Genomic DNA, 19,381 nt, shown 5'->3' with positions numbered 1-19,381 from the left:
ATGCTGGCATTCTACAATGCTTCGCAAAGGTGAAGAATCCTTCAACCTCAATCAGTTGTGGGTTATTCAGGGTCGACAATTTAGAGTCTATCCGCCCTTGTAATCTCGCCAGCAAAGTCATGCGCTTTACGGCAGTTTGCTCGAGGGTAGCATCCGATGCTGCCTCAAACTTATACCCGGCCGTCTCTCATGTGTTCGCACGCACATCGTTCCTACCGGCTAGGTGGATAGTCTTTGCCTCACCTTCAGGGAGGCCGAACCATGAAAACCGTCCTTTCGTACTGCTCGGCAAGGGTGTTCTCGACGGGATTGCTCCCGATGGTGGCTATGTGCCCTCGGCAACCGGGAGCCGAGAACGACAATGAGAGACAGACTCCGTTCCAGAAAGAAGCGGGAATAGCTCGCAACGGACACGTTCAGGTGTCCTAACCGATACAACTCCGATCCTCAGTGCCCCTACCTCAGTTGACCTGCTGCGGCCGCAACGCCAAACCCTTACGCCGAGCGGCCGCCCTGCAGTGGAGCCGCAAGCATGCAGCGTATTGTGGTAACCCACACAAAGGAAGGCTTCTGGTCTGTATCCTGCCAGGAGCAAGCTTGCCGTGTACCTGACTGAGGAACAGGCACTCGCGTCTGCTTTCATGCTGGCGTCGAGAAGCAGCAAACTTGGGCTGAGAACAGTTGTTTCCCTCACCTCTGCAGCGGTTAGTGTCGAAACACATGCAGCGTCGGATCTGGTGTCTGGCTCTTTCATCAGACTGGATCAAAGGCCGACAGCGGCCGCAAACGACGTCTCCTCTGCAACCATGACGTCATCCTGACGCTTCTCCAAAAGGTGCTGCATTCAGGCCGACTCCATCTGCACGCACTGCTGTCAGCGATAGACATCGACATACGATCAAAGCACGAAAGCTTTCAGGCTCGATCAGGCTTCTTGCCACGCTGCCGGATCAGAACCCAGGGATGGGCAAGGAGACGGGAAATGAAGACTCTGCCCAGAGTACGGCCGTTGACCTGCCGCGGGACGCCCCAAAGCCAGCGATGATGGTTAGGTAATGTATTCCTGCTGAACCTCACCCAGGTCGATGTAAGGCAGAGCGAGCTTCATGCTGCTACGGCAGCGCGTTCTCGAAGCGGTATGAAAAGCAGGGACAGCATGCAAAGCGCGGAAGAACCCCTAGTTTGCTATGGCGGGACATTCTAACTTTGCGGGTACAAAAAAAGGACCGGTAACAAAGATTATGGGAGTTAAACTCACTTTAGGAATACTAATGAATGAGCAGTGACCTATGTTCAATAGGTGCCCCGAAGACGCGTTGTTGTCCTCGGCTCAAGTGTCCATGGACATCCTATCGAGCCTACTGTCGTTATTTATGCTAGTGCAGTTGCGTTGCGGGTATCACATAGGAGATGTATGGACGAGACAATGCTCTCAGACTGAGGCACCTAATTGGCCATGCGATTGTGCCAAATCCAAAGCAGGTACTTGTCCAGAATTTGCTCACGCGCCAGCGGCCAACGCAATTGATTCCGCAACCTTCTCATAGCGGTCAGAGAGAGTGGCAGTTGCAACGCGCAGATAGTATGTTGGCAGAATAGAGAACTTGGCACCAGGATGGACAGCAATACCGTGCGCGGCAAGCGTCACCATCGCAAATGGTTCTGATGATACCGGAACCCATGCGCACAGGCCAGCACCGTGCATGGCCCTTACTCCTCTTTGTTGTAAAGCGTTGACTAGATTAGCGCGTCGTTCTTGGTAGACCATTCTGGCGTGATCAATTGATGCTTGTGTCGCCGGATCGCGCAGCAGCCAAGCCGCGCCAGCCTGTAGGATGCGGCTCGTCCAGCCGGCGCTAAAGCTTCGGTAAGATTGGATCTGATCGACGATGGCTCGTGAGCTGGAGAGGACAGCAAGTCGCAAGTCGGGTCCATGCGTCTTCGAAAAAGATAGAATGTGAATGACCCGGTCCGGAAAGTGGCCGCCCATAGAGTGGCGTGGCGCGGCGGAGATATCTCCGACTCCATCATCCTCGACGATAAGCGTATCGGTGCCCCGCAGAATCCTCGCGAGATCTTCCAACCGCTCTCGGCTAACGCTCTGACCAGTAACCGAATGCAGTCGTGGCTGGAAGATAAAGGCGGCCGGCTTAAGTTTCAAAGCTGCTTCAAGAGATGATGGCAAAGGTCCTTCGCTGTCACACTGAACCGGCAGGATACGCACATCCCGATCCTCCAAAATGTCGAGGAGGCGCATGCCGGTCGGGTTCTCGAGCGCGACCGATGCCCCTGGCGGCACGAGAGCATGGACCAGCGTATAAACCGCATTGTATCCGCCATTTGTCGCCAAGAACGCCTCCGGCTCGTAAGACCAGATTTTCCTGACTGCCTCCTCCAGTTCCGGAAGGATGCGGCTACGCTCGTAACTGTTGAGGTTATCCGCTGAGGCGCCATAGGCCATTGCCCCGGCCAGTGGCGGCAACAGGTGAACGTCAGGGACAGCTGCGGTCAAGTTTAGGGTTCCTTCGCCGTAATTGCCGGAGCTTCCTAAGCGTTGGGGCTTAGCGACGAAGCGGTCACCGCTGACCCACGTACCATTTCGTCCTCGCCCGCTAATGATCTTCTGGCGCCGCAATTCGCTCCAGGCTTCTGAGATAGTCGCAGGGCTGATCCCAAGGGCAAAAGCGAGGTCGCGGATCGGCGGTAATTTAGTACCGACCGGCAGCGCACCAGCGCGGATCAAGGCTCTTGTTTCGATGGCAATTCCACGAATCGTCCTGTCCGTCAGTTTCTCGGCAAACCAAGTTGCGTCTCTGCTCTCGTCCATACGACACCAAATTTAATGTTCAATAACGTAAAAGGGTTTGATCAATGAGATATGAACATTTTAACTGCTTAGAACACAAGTTTGTTGCGAGTGATTGCTCATGCCGCTAACCCTCCGACTTGCCCTTCGGGACTGGGATTACATGACGCCCCTGGTTCTGGGCGACGTTCAGTCCCCTCGCCTCGATGTCAGAGTCGATCGTGTTGGCACTCTCATTTCCAACGTCGGGCATGATCCGGCGTATGACGCAGCCGAGATGTCCTTCAGCCGCTACGCCCAATTACGGCACGATGGCGATGACAGCGTAGTCGGCATGCCGAACTTCATCATGCGCGGTTTTCGTCACCGCTGTATCATTACGCGGAAGGAGAGCTCAATCCGCCAGCTATCGGATCTCGCCGGCAAGAAGATCGGCGTGACCGGCTGGAGGGATTCCGGAAATACCTGGACCCGCGCTGCTATCCGCCGCGAAGGCGTCGAAATCGATGATGCTATGTGGTACGCAGGCCGGCTGACAGAAGCTCATCCGATCACGGATCGGCTCGACGGCTTTGGACGACCAGGCCGTATTGAAGCCGCCCCCGGTGAACAGCCGATGGTCGATCTTCTAAAGAATGGAGGTCTGGACGCAATCTTCACTCCGTTCATGCCGCCAGGGTTCTTCGACCAAGACTCCCCGTTCCGCCAAGTCCTTGACGACTTCAGGGCCGCCGAGGTCACTTACTTCCACGAGGTTGGCTATGTGCCAGGTATGCACCTGATCGGCTTCAAGGCCCAGATCGTGCAAGAGAACCCCTGGGTCATGGACGAGCTCAGCGAACTTATTGATGCGTCCCAGCGCATGTGGTTGCAGAAGCGGGAGAAGTATGCGGACACGACGCCCTGGATGATCGACGAGCTACGCCGTTGCGCCGCCGATTTGCCGCCATCCTGGAATACCAGTGGGCTTGAAGCGAACGAGGCCATGATCTCAGACTTCGCCAATGAACTTCATGCGCAGAAGATTCTATCTCGCCAGCTTACACCCGGTGATCTTTTTCCCTGGCAAGTAAAGAGCAGCCTTTCGTAAGTCCTATTCAAGATTTGAAGCGCTTTCGTAGCACTTAAATGAGGGATCACGACATGTATCTGAAACTCATCACTTCCGCTGCCTTCGCCAGCCTTGTTCTGGTAAGCCCTATCCGCGCGCAGGATGCAACAATCCCGAAGCAGACTGTGAATGAGCAACTGCGGGCGCGCCTGCCTGAGAACATCCGCACTGAAGGCAAGATGATCTCAGTCAACAATGGCTCATTCCCTCCTTACGAAATCGTCACCGGCACTGAGATGACTGGCGCCAGTGACGACCTCACGGAAGCAATCGGTCAGCTCCTCGGTGTCAAGATTGAACATGCCACGGTCGGCGGTCTGCCGGCATTGCTCACTGGTGTTAACTCTGGACGCTACCAATTCGCCTTCGGTCCGGTCGGCGATTTCAAGAGCCGCGAGGAAGCCAACGATTTCGTTGACTGGGTTCAAGAGTTCGTTGTCTTTGCGGTCCAGAAGGGCAATCCTAAGGGCATCACCTCGCTCGATACTGCCTGCGGCAATCGCATCGCTGTTATGGCCGGCGGCTCGGCCGAGCGTGTGATTCAGGTTCAGGCGGAAAAGTGCAAGGCCGATGGCAAGGAACCCATCGTGGTTCAGTCTTACACGGATCAGCCGAGCTCGATCCTTTCCGTTCGCTCGAAGCGCGCAGAAGCGTTCTTCTCGTCTCAAGCGCCTCTCACCTATTTCGTTTCTCAGGCGAATGGTCAGCTCGAGCTCACAGGCGTTGGCCAGAAGAATGGCTTCGAGAACCTCTATCAAGGTGCAGTCGTGCCGAAGGGCTCGCCGCTCGGGCCGCTGCTCCTCGACACCATCAAAGTGTTGATGGACAATGGCACCTATGCCGCGATCATGAAGAAGTGGGGCCTTGAGAACAACATGATCAAGGAGCCAGGCATCAATCTTGGTGGGACTCTCCCGAAATGAGCCAGCTTTATCTGACCGGCGCATCGCCCTCGAGCGGTGCGGACATCCGGGACGTGGCAACCGCCCACGTTCCCTTCCGTACGGGCCGGTTGATCCTCTGGGCGGTCATCCTCCTCGTTGTGTTGAACTTCGCTTGGATCGTCGCGAATAACGAGAATTTCGGCTGGCCGGTCGTCGCAGCCTATCTCTTCGATCCGACGGTGATGAGCGGTCTTTACGTTAGCCTTTGGCTTACTGTCGTCGCCATGGTACTTGGCACTATCCTTGGGCTGGTACTGGCCATTGCGCGCATGTCCAAGGATGGCCTTGCACGCTCGTCCGCGGGGCTTTTCATCTGGTTCTTTCGCGGCACACCGCTGCTCGTGCAGCTGATCTTCTGGTACAATCTCTCCACGTTGTTCCCGCAGATTTCGATCGCGATTCCCTTCGGCCCAGCCCTGGCAAGCTGGGATACGAATTCAGTGATCACACCGATAACGGCTGCAATCGTCGGACTTGCGCTTAACGAAGCAGCCTATATGGCGGAAATCATCCGCGGTGGCCTTCTGTCCGTTGACCGAGGCCAAGCCGAAACGGCGGAAGCTTTCGGCATGACCAGAGGCAGGGCTTTGTGGCGTATTATCATTCCGCAGGCTATGCGATCGATCGTTCCGCCAACCGGCAACCAGCTGATCAGCATGATCAAGGCGACCTCTCTCGTCAGCGTTATCGCCATGGCTGACCTGCTCTACTCCGTGCAGTCGATCTACAATCGTACTTTCGAGATTATTCCGATGCTGCTCGTTGCAGTCATCTGGTATTTGTTCATCACCTCGATCCTCAATATCGGGCAGAGCTATATCGAGGCTTATTATGGCCGCGGTGAACGACAGAACGGAGCTGGTGCAAAGCCAGCAGCTGCCGGAGCAGCTGTGGAGGCAAACCATTGAACGCTGTTCAGACCACGAAGCCCCTCGTTCGGGCACGCGACGTCCATAAGTCCTTCGATCAACTTGAAGTGCTTAAGGGAATTGATCTCGATATCATGCCAGGAGAGGTCGTGGTGATCCTTGGCCCGTCCGGCTCGGGAAAATCGACCTTCCTGCGCTGCATCAACCACCTAGAGGCCATCCACAAGGGCCTCATCGAAGTGGATGGTGAGCAGATGGGTTATCGAATTCGCAACAACCGCTTGGAAAAGCTGTCTGCGAATGCCATTGCCCGTCAGCGCCGGAAGATCGGAATGGTTTTCCAGCAGTTCAACCTCTACCCGCATATGACGGTGCTGCAGAACATCATCGAGGCTCCTGTGGGTGTTCACGGCGAAAGCCGTAAGGAAGCATCCCAGAACGCCATGAAGCTTCTCGAGCGGGTCGGCTTGCTGGAGAAAGCGAACAACTATCCTCGGCAACTCTCCGGTGGCCAGCAGCAGCGGGTGGCGATAGCTCGCGCTTTAGCGATTAAGCCGAAACTGATGCTGTTTGATGAGCCGACATCAGCGCTGGATCCCGAGCTGGTTGGTGAAGTTCTGGCAACTATGCGTGACCTTGCCAAGCAGGGTTTGACCATGATCGTCGTCACCCATGAGATCAGCTTTGCCCGAGAGGCGGCAGACCGGGTGGTATTCATGGATGATGGCAAGATTGTCGAGATGGGCAGGCCGGAGGACGTCATCGGCAACCCGCAGCACTCGCGCACACAGGCATTCCTGTCGCGCTTTCTCTGATAGTCAGCAAGCAGCCCTTTCACCTTCGCCAGCCTCTCGGTAGCCATTCGGATTGATCTCATGCTCAACGACAATGTCTTTGCCCGCGTCTCGGATTTCGAAGCCATGGAAGCAGAACTGACGGGCATCCGCCAGCACCTTCACGCAAATCCGGAACTCTCGTTTGAAGAAGCCGAAACGGCACGTTTCGTTGCCGAGAAGCTTGAGAGCTGGGGCTATGAGGTGACCCGCAATGTCGGCGGCCATGGCGTCGTTGCGCGCCTGAGCGCTGGTAATGGAAAAAAGGGTATTGCCGTTCGCGCCGACATGGATGCTCTTCCAATTTCTGAAGAGACAGGGCTCGCCTACGCGAGCAAAAGCCTTGGGAAGATGCATGCCTGCGGCCATGACGGACATACGACCGTGCTTCTGGGCGCGGCTGAGTATCTTGCTCGCACCCGTCGGTTCAGTGGCACTGTGACGCTGGTATTTCAGCCGGCCGAAGAGGCCGGCAAGGTCAGCGGTGCTCAAGCGATGATCGCCGATGGCCTGTTCGAGCGCTTTCCCTTTGATGCAATTTATGGTCTGCACAACCATCCCGGTGCACCAGAGGGCAATATCCTTCTGCGCGCCGGTCCAATGATGGCCTCGTCCGATACCGTGAGTATCACTATTAGAGGTACTGGCGGTCACGCCTCGCGCCCGCATCTCACCGTCGACCCTGTGGTGATCGCCTGCAATCTCGTCGTCTCATTGCAGACCATCGTATCTCGGAATGTTGACCCGACCCAGACTGCGGTTGTTACCGTCGGGACGATCCACGCGGGCAATGCCGTTAACGTTATCCCGGAGTATGCGAAACTCGCCCTCAGCGTCCGCTCCTTTGAACCGAAGGTCCGTGACCTTCTCCAGGAACGTGTCACCAAATTGACACGGTCTGTCGTTGAAGGCTACGGCGCTACGGTCGAGATCGATTACGAGCGTGGGTACCCGGTCGTCGTCAACTCGGAGGCCGAGACGACATTCGCCCGTGCCGTAGCAGAGGAGCTCATTGGAACGGAAAGAGTCTCAACCTGCCACCTCATCCCGGGAAGTGAGGATTTCGCTTACTTCCTCGAACACAAGCCGGGAAGCTTCCTGCGCCTCGGCAATGGCATGAATTCCGCTATTCTGCATAGCTCGAAATATGACTTCGCCGACGGAAGTTTGACAACAGGAGCAGCACTTTGGGCGCGGTTGGTAGAGCGGTACCTCGGTTCGTAACCTACACAGAAACGGCGCCGACAATCACCACGTCGCGCATTTCGGCTGCTGCAGCCTAACACCCTTCATCTTCGTAGGTGATGCTCAGCCCACCCTCCGGCGGCCTTTCACACTACTGGAGCTCGCAAAGATGTCGAAAATCGAAGCAGGGCTGCTCGCCGAGGCGGATGATCACCGACAAGCTAGGCTCCTACACCGCTGCCCGGCGTCAGGTCATGCCAGCCGTCGAACACCGATCGCACAAGGGGCTTAACAACCGAGTGGAGAATTCACATCTGCCCTTGCGCCGACGAGAGCGGATCATGCAGGGCTTTCGATCGCCGGGAGGCCTGCAGAGGTTCACCACAATCTTCTCAGCCGTCCGCAACCTCTTCGTTCCACCTCGTTCCCGCTTCTCCGCCCTTGCCACGCATCTGCATCGCCTTACCGTGATGGCAGAATGGAAAGCTATGGGCGGTGCCGCCGCTTGAACCAACTTCGCTGCAAATAAAGTCTCATTGCGTCCCTGGACAGATAACGTGACAAGCCCGTCTCCGATCAGAGGAGGTAACGGAGCAGCACCGTAATCTACGGAACGTTACCAAAAATTATCAGGAGGCTGGATTGGACCGATCAGTATTATTGCCGCTGGATTCCAGCAGGCACACCAGGGCGAAGATGCTGATTACCGCCAGGAATTCCGCGCCGGTCTGAAGCCATTCCGGTGAGACCCTCCGCAGCGGGCCTAACGCAGCAAGCGAGAGGACGAATGCAACAACTGTGCTCCACACCAACATGAGAACCCGTCCCTAAGAACGGGGGTAGGCTTAACTCATTGCAGATAAACCGACAATGACCGATCGGCATCATGGTTGAGAACAAGGTCAACGATTCCTCGGGCTCGGCCGCTACGCTTCGGCGCAGACCTTGTGATCTGACATGACGGCATCGAGGGGTTCAGGCCTGTGGATCGCGTAACCTTGGGCGAATGTGATGCCCAAGGACGAGACCAACTGGAAAGTCGCCTGGTCCTCGACAACCTCAGCGACCGTCTGCGCACCGAGTTCCTGGGCAATCTGATGGATGGAGTTGACGATGTAGCGGTCCACTGCGTTCACCGTCATGTTATGCACGAAGCTGCCATCGATCTTGACCATGTCAACCGGGAACTGGCGCAGGTAGTTGAACGAACTCAGGCCCGCGCCGAAATCATCGAGGGCAATCTGGCAGCCGATCTCCCGCAGCCTGCCGACCGTGTGGGCTGCCACAGCCATATTGCTGACCAAAGCCGTTTCCGTGATCTCGAAGACCAGGATCTCCGGGACGACACCGGAGACCTCAAGAGCCTCGATCGCGTAGGTGGCGAACGAGACGTCTCCGATCGACGCTGCCGACAGGTTGAGATGAATATGGGTCTGCGGGTCGAGCCGCCCTGCCCGTCCAACAACGGACAGGGTTTCGCGTATCACCCAACGGTCGATCGCTCCGATAAGGTCGTACCGTTCTGCCGCTGGAATAAACACGGAGGGCGGGATAATCGCCCCTTCCCTGTCCACCATCCGCACCAGGATCTCATACCGGTCCTGGGTCGAACCCGAACACGCGACGATACGTTGCGCGAACAGCCGCAACCTCCCCTCTTCTATCGCCAGCTTGATCCCGGCCGCGACTGCAATCTCACGGTGGCGCTCGACCGCTTCGCTCTGCTCAGGCCGGTAAATGCTAACCCGGTTCCGCCCGGCCATTTTGGCCGTCAGGCAGGCAATATCCGCCTGACCCAAGACCGCACTTGGGGAGCGCGCAAGGTTTCTGCAATAAACCTCGGCAAACCGGACAAAGCAGGAACATAGAAGGTAGTGAGCAGAGGTGGCTGCCGCCCTCCCCGCTCACTCTGTGGACAGCAACCAAACAGGATTCGGCACGCCGCTTTCACAATCCCATAATCCCGTCCCGGACCCCGGCCTCACATCAATCATCAAGCCGGGGCTGTGTAGGGGCGTACAATGGCACAACGTGGCTTGCTGACTGAGGATGAACGCCAACTCCTGTTCGATGTGCCTCGGCAGGAACACCTGTTCATCAAGCACTATACCCTCAGCCCGGATGATCTCGACTTGGTGTTGCGCAAGCGCGGTGCCCGCAACCAACTTGGGTTTGCGGTCCAACTCTGCTTGCTCCGGCATCCCGGGTTTGGGCTTCGCCTCAACGAGGCTCCTTCGCGAGAGATGCTCACCTTCCTGGCAAGCCAACTCCAGGTCTCACCTCACGTCTTCGAGGACTACAGTCGACGGCCGCAAACCCGGCTCGACCATGCCGCCGAACTGATGGCTCGCTTGAACTTGCGGCCCGCGATGCAGGAGGACTGGCCGCTCATGCTGAATGTTGCGGCGGAAGCAGCCTGGGCGACGGATAATGGGGTCGAGATTGTTCAAGCGGTTCTTGACTGGTTGCGCGATCATTGGATCATTCTGCCAGCGCCCGCTAGGCTCGAGCGGCTTGCCCGTGCCGGCCGAGCCCTGGCCCGCAGGCGTGCTGCCGAGGCGCTTCTCGCGCCTTTGACAGAGGATCGGCTCAAGGCGATCGATGCCCTGCTGGTGAATGACGCCACGCTCAAGCGCACTCCCCTCGCCTGGCTGCGCGATATCGCCGAAGCTCCCAGTACGGCTAACATGGCAGCACTCCTCGAGCGGTTGACCTTCGTTCGGTCCCTCCAGATCAGCCCCGAGATCGTAGACCGGGTCCACGAACGCCGCTTTCAGCAGTTCGTACGCGAGGGAGCCGTTGCTCCAGCCTTCCTGCTCGACGAATACAGTGTGCGCCGGCGTCGGGCGACGCTCGTGGCGCAGATCATTGAGCTCGAGGCCAAACTGGCCGATGCTGCCATCGGGATGTTTGATCGGCTGGTGGGCGGCCTCTTTACCCGTGCCCGCCGACGCCAAGAGCGCGCCTATCAGACCACAGGCCGTGAGGTCAGCCGCCTGATGCGCCTGTTCCACTCGACCATCACGGCCCTGAGCACCGCCCGCGCCACGCGGGGAGATCCATTCAAGATCATTGATGAGGAGGTCGGATGGAGTCGGTTGATCAAAGTCCAGCCGCAGGTTGAGGAGTTGGCCCAACTCGCTGATGGCGATACACTCGTCATGGCGGCCGCGAAGTTCATGACGGTACGCCGCTTTGCCCTGCCCTTTCTGGACGCCTTTACCTTCCGCAGCACCAGCCGGCTCAACCCTGTTCTTGCGGCGCTCACCGTGGTCCTAGACAGCCTCCGCTCCCGTCGGAGGGACTTGCCCCAGAAGCCTCCCCTGTCGTTCCTTCCGAAGACCTGGCAGCAGTTGATCATGGAAACAGGTCAACCGGACCGGCGGCTGTATGAGACGGCCGTGTTCGCCGTGCTGCGGGATCGCCTGCGCTCCGGCGACATCTGGGTCGAAGGCACCCGCAACTACCAGCGCTTCGACACCTATCTGCTGCCTCCGGCCTCTGTCCCGTCAGCGATTGCCGACTTGAAAGCTCCGGATGATGCGGATGCGTATCTGGCTGAGCGAAGCCAGCTTCTCGAGTGGCGGCTGAAGCGGTTCGCCCGAGGGCTGAGCAAGAACGCCGTCCCGGGCGTCTCCCTGCGTGGCGAGGAACTGCATGTGACCCCACTGCCGGCCCTCACCCCTCCAGAAGCGGATCGGCTCGATCGCGATCTCGACCTGCTGATGCCGAACATCCGCATCACCGAGCTGCTGAACGAGGTCGCGCAGGCAACCGGCTTTGCGCGCTGCTTTACCGATCTGCGCGAGGGCAGGCCGGCCGATGATGTGACGGCTGTTCTGGCAGCGGTGCTGGCCGATGCGACCAATCTGGGCATCGAGAGGATGGCTGATGCCTCTCAGGGCGTGACCAAGGCTCAACTGACTTGGGTGCACTCCTGGTATCTGCGGGAAGAAACCTACAAGGCAGCTCTCGGCACCATCGTCGATGCGCACCAACGTCTCCCGCTGGCAGCCCTCTGGGGCGACGGGAGCACGTCCTCCTCGGACGGGCAGTTCTTCCGCACCGGGCGCAGGAGTGCCGGAGCCGGCGAGGTCAATGCGAAGTACGGCTCGGATCCTGGCGTGAAGTTCTACACGCACCTGTCGGATCAATACGGCCCTTTCCACACCAAGGTGATCTCGGCCACCACGAGCGAGGCGCCGCATGTTCTGGATGGCCTGCTGCACCACGGAACCGGATTGTCCATCCATGAGCACTACACCGACACGGGCGGCGCCACCGACCATGTCTTTGGCCTGTGCCATCTGCTCGGCTTCCGGTTTGTGCCCCGCCTGCGGGATCTGAAGGATCGGCGGCTGGCCACTATGGTGGGCCTGGAGGTGCCGAGCAGTCTCCAGCCATTGATGGGCCGCCCGATCTGCGCTGACGTGGTGCGCCAAGGCTGGGACGAGGTGCTGCATCTGGCAGCCTCCCTCAAAGCTGGCACCGTTGCTCCCTCCGTGATGCTCAAGAAGCTGAGTGCCTACAAGCGCCAGAACCGGGTGGACCTCGCCCTCCAGGAGATTGGCCGGATTGAGCGGAGCCTATTCACGCTCGACTGGCTGGAGAGCCCAGACCTGCGGCGGCGCTGCCATGTTGGCCTCAACAAGGGCGAGGCTCGCAACTCCATGGCTCAGGCAATCTTTGCCCATAAGCAGGGCCGGATCACGGATCGGACGTTCGAGAACCAGAGCTACCGGGCCTCAGGCCTCAATCTGGTGATCGCTGCAATCGTGTATTGGAACACGCTCTACATGGGTCGCGCGGTGGAGCATCTGCGCTCCCAAGGCTGGATCGTGCCGGACGAGCTTCTCACGCATGTCGCGCCACTGGGCTGGCGACATATCAGCCTGACCGGCGATTACCTCTGGCAGCATGCTGTTACTGGAGCCGGGCAGCCGCGTCCGCTGCGCAATGTCCGCCACCGAAGCGCTGCCTGAGGGATGCTCCCCTGAGGAATGTTCATGCTTCGTCTAAGATACCGAGGTTTATTGCACAAACCTTGCGCGCTCCCCAAGATAAGGTGCGGGGGGCAATCCGGGTACTGGAGGAGATCGGCTTCCTCGACCGCGCCGCGGCCTCCGGCTCCCGCTACAAGGCGACGGAAGAGGGCCTGCGCCGGAAGCCAGTCCTGTTTATGTTCGGCGCGGACTATGCTCCGGTCTTCATTGCCGCCAACAGACGTGCTGCGGTGGCCCGTGGCAGCCGTTCTGGGGAGCGGAGGACAAATTCCTGCCGAAACAGCTAGACGGTCCTCTGCGGCTCTCCCTGTGGCTTTGGCGACTAAGTCCCCCAAAAGCAAAAGCCAAGCGGAATCCCTTATGCTTATGGGGGAGGTAAGACAAACAAGCGGCATTCCTCCACAAGCCTCTGAGCCGAACCTCCGGCTCGAAGCTGCATTGGACCGGCTGTTGCAGGGCATTCGGCATTGCCGAAGCGGATGACGACAACGGCAGAGCCAGCTTTGGAACCCATGAAAGGCCAGCGATGGACGATTGGTATCCGATCAGCACGGCACCACGGGATGGCACCCCTGTCGTTCTCTGGCCGAGTGACAGAGATCCTCCGTCCATCTTCCCTGAGTACGACTGGGCACTCTCCGGGGAGGTTGCCTTGGCTCGCTTCTATTTCGATATCCACGACGGGGCGAATTTCGGACGTGACGATGACGGCTCCGAGTTCGCCAGCGTGGATGCTGCGATCCAGAGGACTTCGCAGATCTCAGGTCACACTTGGTGATCGTTCGCCTGACGCGCGGCCAGGTGCCTTACGACACCGGCGATCTCTTGCACTTCGAAAAGCCGTAGGTTCTCCGAGGACCGCTCAACAGAGCGTTTTCAGTACACGTAGAAGTCGTCAGCCGAAATCGAGATCTTGTGCACGAGCTTCGCGAACGGCTTCGCGGTTGCCCCCCATGGCCGTCGGGATCGTAGGACAGCATGCCTATCTTCTTGTTGTAGATGATGTGGTCGTCCGCATCCTTGGCTACACGGCCGAGGGTGAAGGCGCCATCGGACAGGTAGCCTTTCGCGAGCTTCGAGAAAACCGTGCTCTTGAGCAAGAGCACGTCGTCGACAGCCTTGAAGTCGTGGATCTTGTCGACGTTCTTCGGGCTGAGCTTGGAGGCGAACACGAAGGCATCCTGGCCGCCTCGTCCCCAGAGGTCGTCGGAGCCGCCCCAGCCGGTGATCTTGTCGTTGCCGGCGCTGCCCTTGATGCGGTCCGCATGCGAGGTGCCGCGATAATGCCGGTTGTAATCGACAGTCGGCGGCGGCCACGGAAGGAGCGGCTCAGGCTGCGGCTCGGGCTGCGGCTCGGGCTGAAGTTGCGGGTCGGTTGGAGCGTACCCAGGCCGGCCATCGAAGGCCTGCTGGAAGGCTAGGGCATCGAGCATGCCGTCGCCCGAATGGCCGACACCGTCGGCCACCACCAACTCCCAATTAAAGGCCCAGCCCTTCTCGGCGGCAAACGTCTTGGCCTCTTTGTAGACAAACTCGCCGCGCTCCAGCCGGTCATCGCCTTGGCGCATAGCGGCCTCGTCGCGCCATAAACCGGGATCATTTGGGTCGTTGTCCTGCGAGCCCAGGTAGATAGTCAACGGATCGGCCAGGTAGTCCTTGAGCATCGCCTCCTCCTCGGCTGAGGCGAAATACCCGTCGAAGCCATAGGGAACGTACTCCTCGAGGCTGGCGCGCACGTGCGTCGAGGGGTTGGCGATGATCATCTTGTCGAAGATGTCGGGACCGAAGGCCGCCACACGGCTCAGGAACTGGCCGCCGGCCGAGTGGCCGTAGGCGATCGTCTCATCGTTCGGATCGTTGCCGACCTGAGCGTGCGCCCATGCGGCGATGTCGTCGACCAGCGACACGGTCCACTGGTTCTGCGGCAGGAGCTGGCTGCCTGAGATGATGCCGCCCAGATGGTACTGGGTGTCCGAGAACGTCGCCTCGCTGAACTCCGGCGCGACCACATAGAGGCCGTAGGTGTCGGCGACATGCTTGGCATAGTCTCGGTAATCTTGGCCGCTGCGGCCGGCATCGTGAAAGGCGAGCAGGACGCCCTTGATCTCCCCGGCTGGGCGGTAGGTGTAGGTCGGCAGGGTGGTGCCGCCGAAGTTGACGCTAAGCGTCTGAGGACCAACTGGCGCGCTGGTGGCGATATAAAGTTTCAATTCCGCCTCCTGAACCACCCCTTAGACCATTCGCTCACCCACTGACGGGTGGCTTCATTTTGCTCTAGAGGGCTATTCAGGGAATGAGGCTTCACTTTGCTCTGGATTTTGCTCCGGATGACTATTCAGGAGATCCTGCATGCTATTGGGGCTGCAGTCCGGAACGGGCTAAAACCGCGTGGGGGATTTCGCATAAGGTCCAGTATAGGACTGTTCGGTATGCGAACCGCATGGTGCCTCTAGGGAACTTGCCTATAGCGGGTAACGAACGTGGCGAAGGCAACCCCGAGGAGAGTGCCGGATGCCTTCACTAAACCATCCGGAAGGCGCCCATGGCGGCCTGGAACATAGTTTTGGGCGACTTCCAGGAAGCCTACGATCCCAATCAGCAGCGCAAATATGTGGAGGCGGTGTTTCGGATAGCCGAGGCAAAACGCGGCTCCAATGGCAGAAAAGGCCGCAAACCGCTCTAAGCTGGCTGGTGCCGCAGAGATCGGCCGAAACTCGATTGGCGCGAGGGTGAAGATGGCAATGGCGAGTACGAGAAGCCAAGCGACCCAGCGGAAGAAGATTTTGAATGTCATGTCGGTCGGTTTAGCCGATTGCGCTGGGTGTGCATGCCTCTTTAACGGCTGTCTAAGCGGACCTCAGAGGGAATACAAATACTCACGGATGCTATTGTCGGAAAAGGGGAGAGGATGCGCTTGGAGATCGTTGGGCATCCTCTCCCGCTTGGCCAGTTTAGGGGCAACATTGAAAAAGCGGCCAAGCTTGGGAACTATAGCCAGCATTGGGGCACCCCGCCTTGGGGCAAGCGCTGTACCTCAGGAGAGATCATTTTATTCCTAAATCGCCTCGACAATTCTGATGCGTAACCCAGAGGAGAGGCCAGGAGTTGAGCTTTTCCGACCTCTCCACGCCTGGTCCCGAACACCACGGTCAGGAGCCGCATCTCCAGGCAGGAGGATGATAGCTGTCTTTACAGCGTCCTACATCAGGAGCGTTTGCCGTATCTCGCCGGAAGGAAATCGGAGCAACGGATTATTCGTCCGTTGCGCTCAAGACCAGGAGAGCTTCTGGACGAACCGGAGGAGACGGACATTGCAGATGGCCTCTGCGGCCTCAACCTGATCCATCTTGCGGTCGAAAGTGATCCAGCGCATGCCGTGGGGCTTGTCGATGGGATCGCCGATGCCGCCACCCGATCCGAGGCGCTGGCGGCGCTTGAATGCCTGACTGATGGCGCGGTCATAGGGACTCTGGCGCTGGCGGCGGTAGGTGAGGCGATGGGCCTTGCGGGAGGCGAACATCGCGACTCCAGCAGGCTTGTAGAGCTGCTTGTAGAGCTTGGACACGAGATCCCCGCGCCGGGGGCAGACCCACCACCAGCGGCAGCCTCCCAAGGGCTGCGGTGTGGATGTCAGCTCCATGGTGTAATCGTGCTGGGTGGTCTGGCCGTTCCAATGGTTCGTAGTGGCGTAGCACAGGCGAACCCAGCCGCGTTCCTCGCCCATATGCGCCTCGTAGCCGATGCTGGCCCTCTGCTCTCCGGTGTCGCTATTGGTCCACGCCAAGGAGCCTGTCACCGTTGCACCAGGTCGGAAGGAGCCAGTGCGGATGAGGTTGTAGAGATCGAGCTTCAGGGCGGTCTCGATCGTGGGTTTACCGCCGTAGTTGCCGCTGCCCGTCCCGCCCATCTACGCGCCCGATTATACGAACGATTATACGAAATTCTGTGCCGAACTTGATATTTACATGATTTATATGTGAATTAGAAGTGGTCGGAACCCCTTGAGCCACAAGGGGTTCCGCCATCCACTATGATTGTTTGAAAAAAGCCCCTTTTTGTAGGTGCGTTCGGGGCCGATGACTGCGCTATGGGCGTGAAGCTTCCCATGCCTTTTCGGCCTTGACGGTCAGGCTGTCCGAGACACCGCACCGCTTGCCGTGAACAGGAGCCACGGGAGCGCCGTCATGGCGGCTCTTGGTTTCGCGGTACAGGCGGGCGGGCCGACGGCATCGCCACGCATTTGCTTCATGCGGTAGGACAGCCCGTCGGTCCATCGACCTGTGTTCGGGCTGCGCAGGGATTTGCGTTCACCGACGTGTACCAGTTCAAGATGTCCAGGATACCAGCGGCGGATGGCGGCCTCCAACTCGCTCCGAAAGCGCGGCGGCAGGTGCATGACCATGTGGAGATGCTCGCGCCCGTCACCAGCGTAGTTTTCGCGAAACCAGACCCACCAGCTTCCGCCAATCCTGCGCCGACACCACGTGGCGATCCGGTTGCGAATACCCGCGAAGAAGGCGTCCAGGTCCTCCTTGGGAGGAGCGTCGAGATGGATGGGGTGGAAATCGAGGGTCGTTCGGAGCGGGCATCCGATCCTGTAGGCGAAGTTCTCGGCCCTGACGGTGTCCCGCCGTTCATCGGAAGTGATGCCCTTCGACTCCGTCTTGAGGCGTCTATCCCGCTTGGGTCTGTGCTTGCGCTTTTTCCGGCTGCTGGACGGACTGGGCTCCTCGGCTGTGCTGACACCTTCAACACTTACAAAGAAGTATAGGGCGTCTGGCCAGCGTCGAAGGAGGATGCATCCAAGCGATTGATCCGACTGGGTTGTTCCGGCTTGCGGGAGGGCTGAGGGGTGATTGGGGTATTTTGGGCGTCTTGGCCGTTAGATGAGGGGTGTTCTCTTTATGTTCAAGAGTCCGGGCCACGCTTTGAAACGAGTCCTTTTTGCCGCTCGCGAAGGTCGGCGGATGGGACCCAAAAGGGGTGGGGGGTACTTCTCAGAAAAAATTCCTGATGCTGCCGCTAGAAGCGCCCTCTGCGCTCGTACTCTCGCCTCAGATCATCCAGCTTGCGGGTCAGTCCTTCAATGGCTCGTGTGACATCGCGAACATCATCGCGGGTGACGGCTCCTTGACCGTTGGCGGGAGTGGCCTCGCGCCGTGCGTCTGGACAGTCGGGCAGGCCGTCCCGCTGGTAGCGCAGGCTGAGGGTGTCACCGAGCCTGAAGTAGGTGCAGCCGCCATCAGGATCGCGCCAGAGAGCTGGGGTGTCCTGAGCCATCACAGAGGCCGTGCTGAGGATGCTGGCGATCAGGATCACGGTTCGCATGGGCACAGCATGACCCAAGGGCTGTGATCCGTCGAAGGCTCTCATGGATGAGAGTGCTTGACAGCCATGTCGTACCTGTAACATTAACAGCAACGAACATCGTTGTTATCGTTACAAGCTGGAGATGGTTGATGGCTCAGGGCAAGTTCGTGGCCTACTACCGCGTCAGCACGGCCAAGCAGGGGCGCTCCGGCCTTGGGCGGGAGGCCCAGCAGGAGGCGGTGCGCTCCTACCTCAACGGCGGCAGCTGGCAGCTCGTGTCCGAGGTGGTGGAGGTCGAGAGCGGCAAGCGCAACGACCGGCCTAAGCTGGCTGAGGCGCTGCGCCTATGCCGTCTGCATGGTGCCACCCTCGTCATCGCCAAGCTGGATCGTCTGGCGCGTAACGTGGCCTTCATTTCCAACCTGATGGAGTCCGGTGTCGAATTCACCGCCGTGGACTTCCCGCAGGCCAACCGCCTGACGGTTCACATCCTCGCCGCCGTAGCCGAGCATGAGGCCAAGGCGATCTCAACCCGCACGAAGGACGCCTTGGCCGCGGCCAAGGCTCGTGGCACGAGGCTGGGCGGGGATCGCGGCAACCTGCCTGCCGTGGCCAAGGACGGAGCCAAGGCCAGCGTTGCCGCCCGTATAGCGAAGGCAGACAATCGCGCCTCTGATCTTGCTGCCATCATCGAGGAGCTGAAGGTTGCCGGTGCTGTTTCTCTCCGGCAGATCGCGGCTGGTCTGAACGCTAAGGGGATCAGGACCGCCCGAGGTGGCGCATGGAGCGCTGTGCAGGTTCAGCGGGTGATGGGGCGAGTAGTGTGAGTTGCTGTCGGCATGTCCGAGGCAGGATTGACACCCCGTTCAGCTCCGGTTCTCAGGAGGGCCAGAAGAAGGCCCGCCATGAGGCACAGGAAGCTTCCACCAAACGGCGCTCCGACAAGCGCGACGAGTATTCCGTAAGGCTCTGTCGCAAACCTTTTGTTTCAGAGTTTCATCTACTGAGATCTTGGTCATAGTAGCGGAGATAGCAGTGTTCAAGGGCAGGCATTTTGATCGATCCGTGATCCTGCTCTGCATTCGATGGTATCTGGCCTACAATCTGAGCCTGAGAAACCTAGAGGAGATGATGGCTGAACGCGGCATCTCCTCGATCATGCTACCATTCACAGATGGATTGTGCGCTATTCGCCCAAACTGCTCGAGCAGTTGGATCGGCGCAAGAGAGCCGTCACCGGGAGGTGTTGGGGTGGACGGCCCCTTACGGCATCGCTGTGCCAGAATGAGGCCGTGAGAGGCTCAAACACAGGAGACCGTC

16 protein-coding genes and 2 pseudogenes are annotated in these 19,381 nt (G+C 58.9%); 12 read left to right on the top strand and 6 right to left on the bottom strand.

Going from position 1 to position 19,381, the window contains the following annotated elements; genetic code table 11:
• Positions 1–1,501: 1,501 nt before the first annotated feature.
• The gene (locus JKL45_RS26725) at positions 1,502–2,827 is read right to left on the bottom strand and encodes an aminotransferase-like domain-containing protein (protein WP_201864841.1); all 1,326 of its coding nucleotides are present in this window, start codon (positions 2,825–2,827) and stop codon (positions 1,502–1,504) included.
• A gap of 100 nt (positions 2,828–2,927) precedes the next feature.
• On the opposite strand from JKL45_RS26725, the gene JKL45_RS26720 reads away from it, so the two are divergent.
• The 6 genes and pseudogenes from JKL45_RS26720 to JKL45_RS26695 form a co-directional block, all read left to right on the top strand.
• The gene (locus tag JKL45_RS26720) at positions 2,928–3,896 is read left to right on the top strand and encodes an ABC transporter substrate-binding protein (RefSeq protein ID WP_201864840.1); all 969 of its coding nucleotides are present in this window, start codon (positions 2,928–2,930) and stop codon (positions 3,894–3,896) included.
• A 53-nt stretch (positions 3,897–3,949) separates the two neighbouring features.
• On the top strand, positions 3,950–4,840 hold the full coding sequence (locus tag JKL45_RS26715) for an ABC transporter substrate-binding protein (RefSeq protein ID WP_201864839.1): 891 nt from the start codon (positions 3,950–3,952) through the stop codon (positions 4,838–4,840).
• Complete coding sequence (locus JKL45_RS26710; protein WP_201864838.1) at positions 4,837–5,769, top strand: amino acid ABC transporter permease; 933 nt, start codon at positions 4,837–4,839, stop codon at positions 5,767–5,769. Before JKL45_RS26715 ends, JKL45_RS26710 begins: the two co-directional genes overlap by 4 nt.
• Entirely contained in the window at positions 5,766–6,545 is a 780-nt protein-coding gene (locus JKL45_RS26705; protein ID WP_201864837.1) for an amino acid ABC transporter ATP-binding protein, read from the top strand. Before JKL45_RS26710 ends, JKL45_RS26705 begins: the two co-directional genes overlap by 4 nt.
• A gap of 60 nt (positions 6,546–6,605) precedes the next feature.
• The gene (locus JKL45_RS26700; RefSeq protein ID WP_201864836.1) at positions 6,606–7,787 is read left to right on the top strand and encodes a M20 aminoacylase family protein; all 1,182 of its coding nucleotides are present in this window, start codon (positions 6,606–6,608) and stop codon (positions 7,785–7,787) included.
• A 140-nt stretch (positions 7,788–7,927) separates the two neighbouring features.
• Positions 7,928–8,257 (top strand): annotated as a pseudogene (locus JKL45_RS26695) (DDE-type integrase/transposase/recombinase); the annotation flags it as partial.
• A 417-nt stretch (positions 8,258–8,674) separates the two neighbouring features.
• Here the strand turns inward: JKL45_RS26695 and JKL45_RS26690 are convergent.
• Positions 8,675–9,511, bottom strand: coding sequence for an EAL domain-containing protein (locus JKL45_RS26690; RefSeq protein WP_201864835.1), 837 nt, complete (start codon positions 9,509–9,511; stop codon positions 8,675–8,677).
• Between the two features lie 258 nt (positions 9,512–9,769).
• Here JKL45_RS26690 and JKL45_RS26685 point away from each other — a divergent pair, with 258 nt between their 5' ends.
• From JKL45_RS26685 to JKL45_RS26675, 3 genes are all read left to right on the top strand, one after another.
• On the top strand, positions 9,770–12,730 hold the full coding sequence (locus tag JKL45_RS26685; RefSeq protein WP_201864834.1) for a Tn3 family transposase: 2,961 nt from the start codon (positions 9,770–9,772) through the stop codon (positions 12,728–12,730).
• Positions 12,731–12,813: 83 nt separating this feature from the next.
• The gene (locus tag JKL45_RS26680) at positions 12,814–13,038 is read left to right on the top strand and encodes a hypothetical protein (RefSeq protein ID WP_201864833.1); all 225 of its coding nucleotides are present in this window, start codon (positions 12,814–12,816) and stop codon (positions 13,036–13,038) included.
• Positions 13,039–13,277: 239 nt separating this feature from the next.
• Positions 13,278–13,529 carry a DUF6894 family protein gene (locus JKL45_RS26675; protein ID WP_201864832.1) on the top strand — a complete coding sequence of 84 codons (252 nt, stop codon included), beginning with the start codon at positions 13,278–13,280 and terminating at the stop codon, positions 13,527–13,529.
• A gap of 28 nt (positions 13,530–13,557) precedes the next feature.
• Here the strand turns inward: JKL45_RS26675 and JKL45_RS26670 are convergent, their stop codons facing one another.
• Positions 13,558–14,961, bottom strand: coding sequence for a hypothetical protein (locus JKL45_RS26670; RefSeq protein ID WP_201864831.1), 1,404 nt, complete (start codon positions 14,959–14,961; stop codon positions 13,558–13,560).
• A gap of 332 nt (positions 14,962–15,293) precedes the next feature.
• On the opposite strand from JKL45_RS26670, the gene JKL45_RS26665 reads away from it, so the two are divergent.
• Entirely contained in the window at positions 15,294–15,434 is a 141-nt protein-coding gene (locus JKL45_RS26665) for a hypothetical protein (protein WP_201864830.1), read from the top strand.
• Positions 15,435–16,019: 585 nt separating this feature from the next.
• On the opposite strand, the gene JKL45_RS26660 is transcribed toward JKL45_RS26665, so the two are convergent.
• From JKL45_RS26660 to JKL45_RS26650, 3 genes are all read right to left on the bottom strand, one after another.
• Entirely contained in the window at positions 16,020–16,658 is a 639-nt protein-coding gene (locus tag JKL45_RS26660; RefSeq protein ID WP_201864829.1) for a hypothetical protein, read from the bottom strand.
• A 219-nt stretch (positions 16,659–16,877) separates the two neighbouring features.
• The gene (locus JKL45_RS26655; RefSeq protein WP_201864828.1) at positions 16,878–17,153 is read right to left on the bottom strand and encodes a hypothetical protein; all 276 of its coding nucleotides are present in this window, start codon (positions 17,151–17,153) and stop codon (positions 16,878–16,880) included.
• A gap of 620 nt (positions 17,154–17,773) precedes the next feature.
• A complete protein-coding gene (locus tag JKL45_RS26650) occupies positions 17,774–18,079 on the bottom strand; it encodes a hypothetical protein (protein ID WP_201864827.1) in 306 nt (101 codons plus the stop codon).
• Between the two features lie 131 nt (positions 18,080–18,210).
• Between JKL45_RS26650 and JKL45_RS26645 the strand changes: the two genes are divergently transcribed.
• Positions 18,211–18,888 (top strand): recombinase family protein, encoded by a 678-nt coding sequence (locus tag JKL45_RS26645; RefSeq protein ID WP_201864826.1) that lies wholly within the window; start codon positions 18,211–18,213, stop codon positions 18,886–18,888.
• A 208-nt stretch (positions 18,889–19,096) separates the two neighbouring features.
• A pseudogene (locus JKL45_RS26640) lies at positions 19,097–19,305 on the top strand (IS6 family transposase); the annotation flags it as partial.
• Positions 19,306–19,381 lie beyond the last annotated feature (76 nt).

Origin of the sequence: Microvirga soli (assembly GCF_016734765.1) — a bacterium.
GTDB classification, from domain to species: Bacteria; Pseudomonadota; Alphaproteobacteria; order Rhizobiales; family Beijerinckiaceae; genus Microvirga; species Microvirga soli.
Note: the sequence above shows the minus strand (reverse complement) of the source record. Positions and strands in the feature narration are given on the sequence as shown.

Excerpts from the sequence above, each read along its gene's own strand:
- JKL45_RS26660 (WP_201864829.1), bottom strand. The coding sequence starts at position 16,658 with ATGGGCGGGACGGGCAGCGGCAACTACGGCGGTAAACCCACGATCGAG.
- JKL45_RS26725 (WP_201864841.1), bottom strand. The coding sequence starts at position 2,827 with ATGGACGAGAGCAGAGACGCAACTTGGTTTGCCGAGAAACTGACGGAC.
- JKL45_RS26720 (WP_201864840.1), top strand. The coding sequence starts at position 2,928 with ATGCCGCTAACCCTCCGACTTGCCCTTCGGGACTGGGATTACATGACG.
- JKL45_RS26675 (WP_201864832.1), top strand. The coding sequence starts at position 13,278 with ATGGACGATTGGTATCCGATCAGCACGGCACCACGGGATGGCACCCCT.
- JKL45_RS26645 (WP_201864826.1), top strand. The coding sequence starts at position 18,211 with ATGGCTCAGGGCAAGTTCGTGGCCTACTACCGCGTCAGCACGGCCAAG.
- JKL45_RS26690 (WP_201864835.1), bottom strand. The coding sequence starts at position 9,511 with ATGGCCGGGCGGAACCGGGTTAGCATTTACCGGCCTGAGCAGAGCGAA.
- JKL45_RS26700 (WP_201864836.1), top strand. The coding sequence starts at position 6,606 with ATGCTCAACGACAATGTCTTTGCCCGCGTCTCGGATTTCGAAGCCATG.
- JKL45_RS26665 (WP_201864830.1), top strand. The coding sequence starts at position 15,294 with ATGGCGGCCTGGAACATAGTTTTGGGCGACTTCCAGGAAGCCTACGAT.
- JKL45_RS26685 (WP_201864834.1), top strand. The coding sequence starts at position 9,770 with ATGGCACAACGTGGCTTGCTGACTGAGGATGAACGCCAACTCCTGTTC.
- JKL45_RS26710 (WP_201864838.1), top strand. The coding sequence starts at position 4,837 with ATGAGCCAGCTTTATCTGACCGGCGCATCGCCCTCGAGCGGTGCGGAC.
- JKL45_RS26655 (WP_201864828.1), bottom strand. The coding sequence starts at position 17,153 with ATGGTCATGCACCTGCCGCCGCGCTTTCGGAGCGAGTTGGAGGCCGCC.
- JKL45_RS26715 (WP_201864839.1), top strand. The coding sequence starts at position 3,950 with ATGTATCTGAAACTCATCACTTCCGCTGCCTTCGCCAGCCTTGTTCTG.
- JKL45_RS26650 (WP_201864827.1), bottom strand. The coding sequence starts at position 18,079 with ATGCGAACCGTGATCCTGATCGCCAGCATCCTCAGCACGGCCTCTGTG.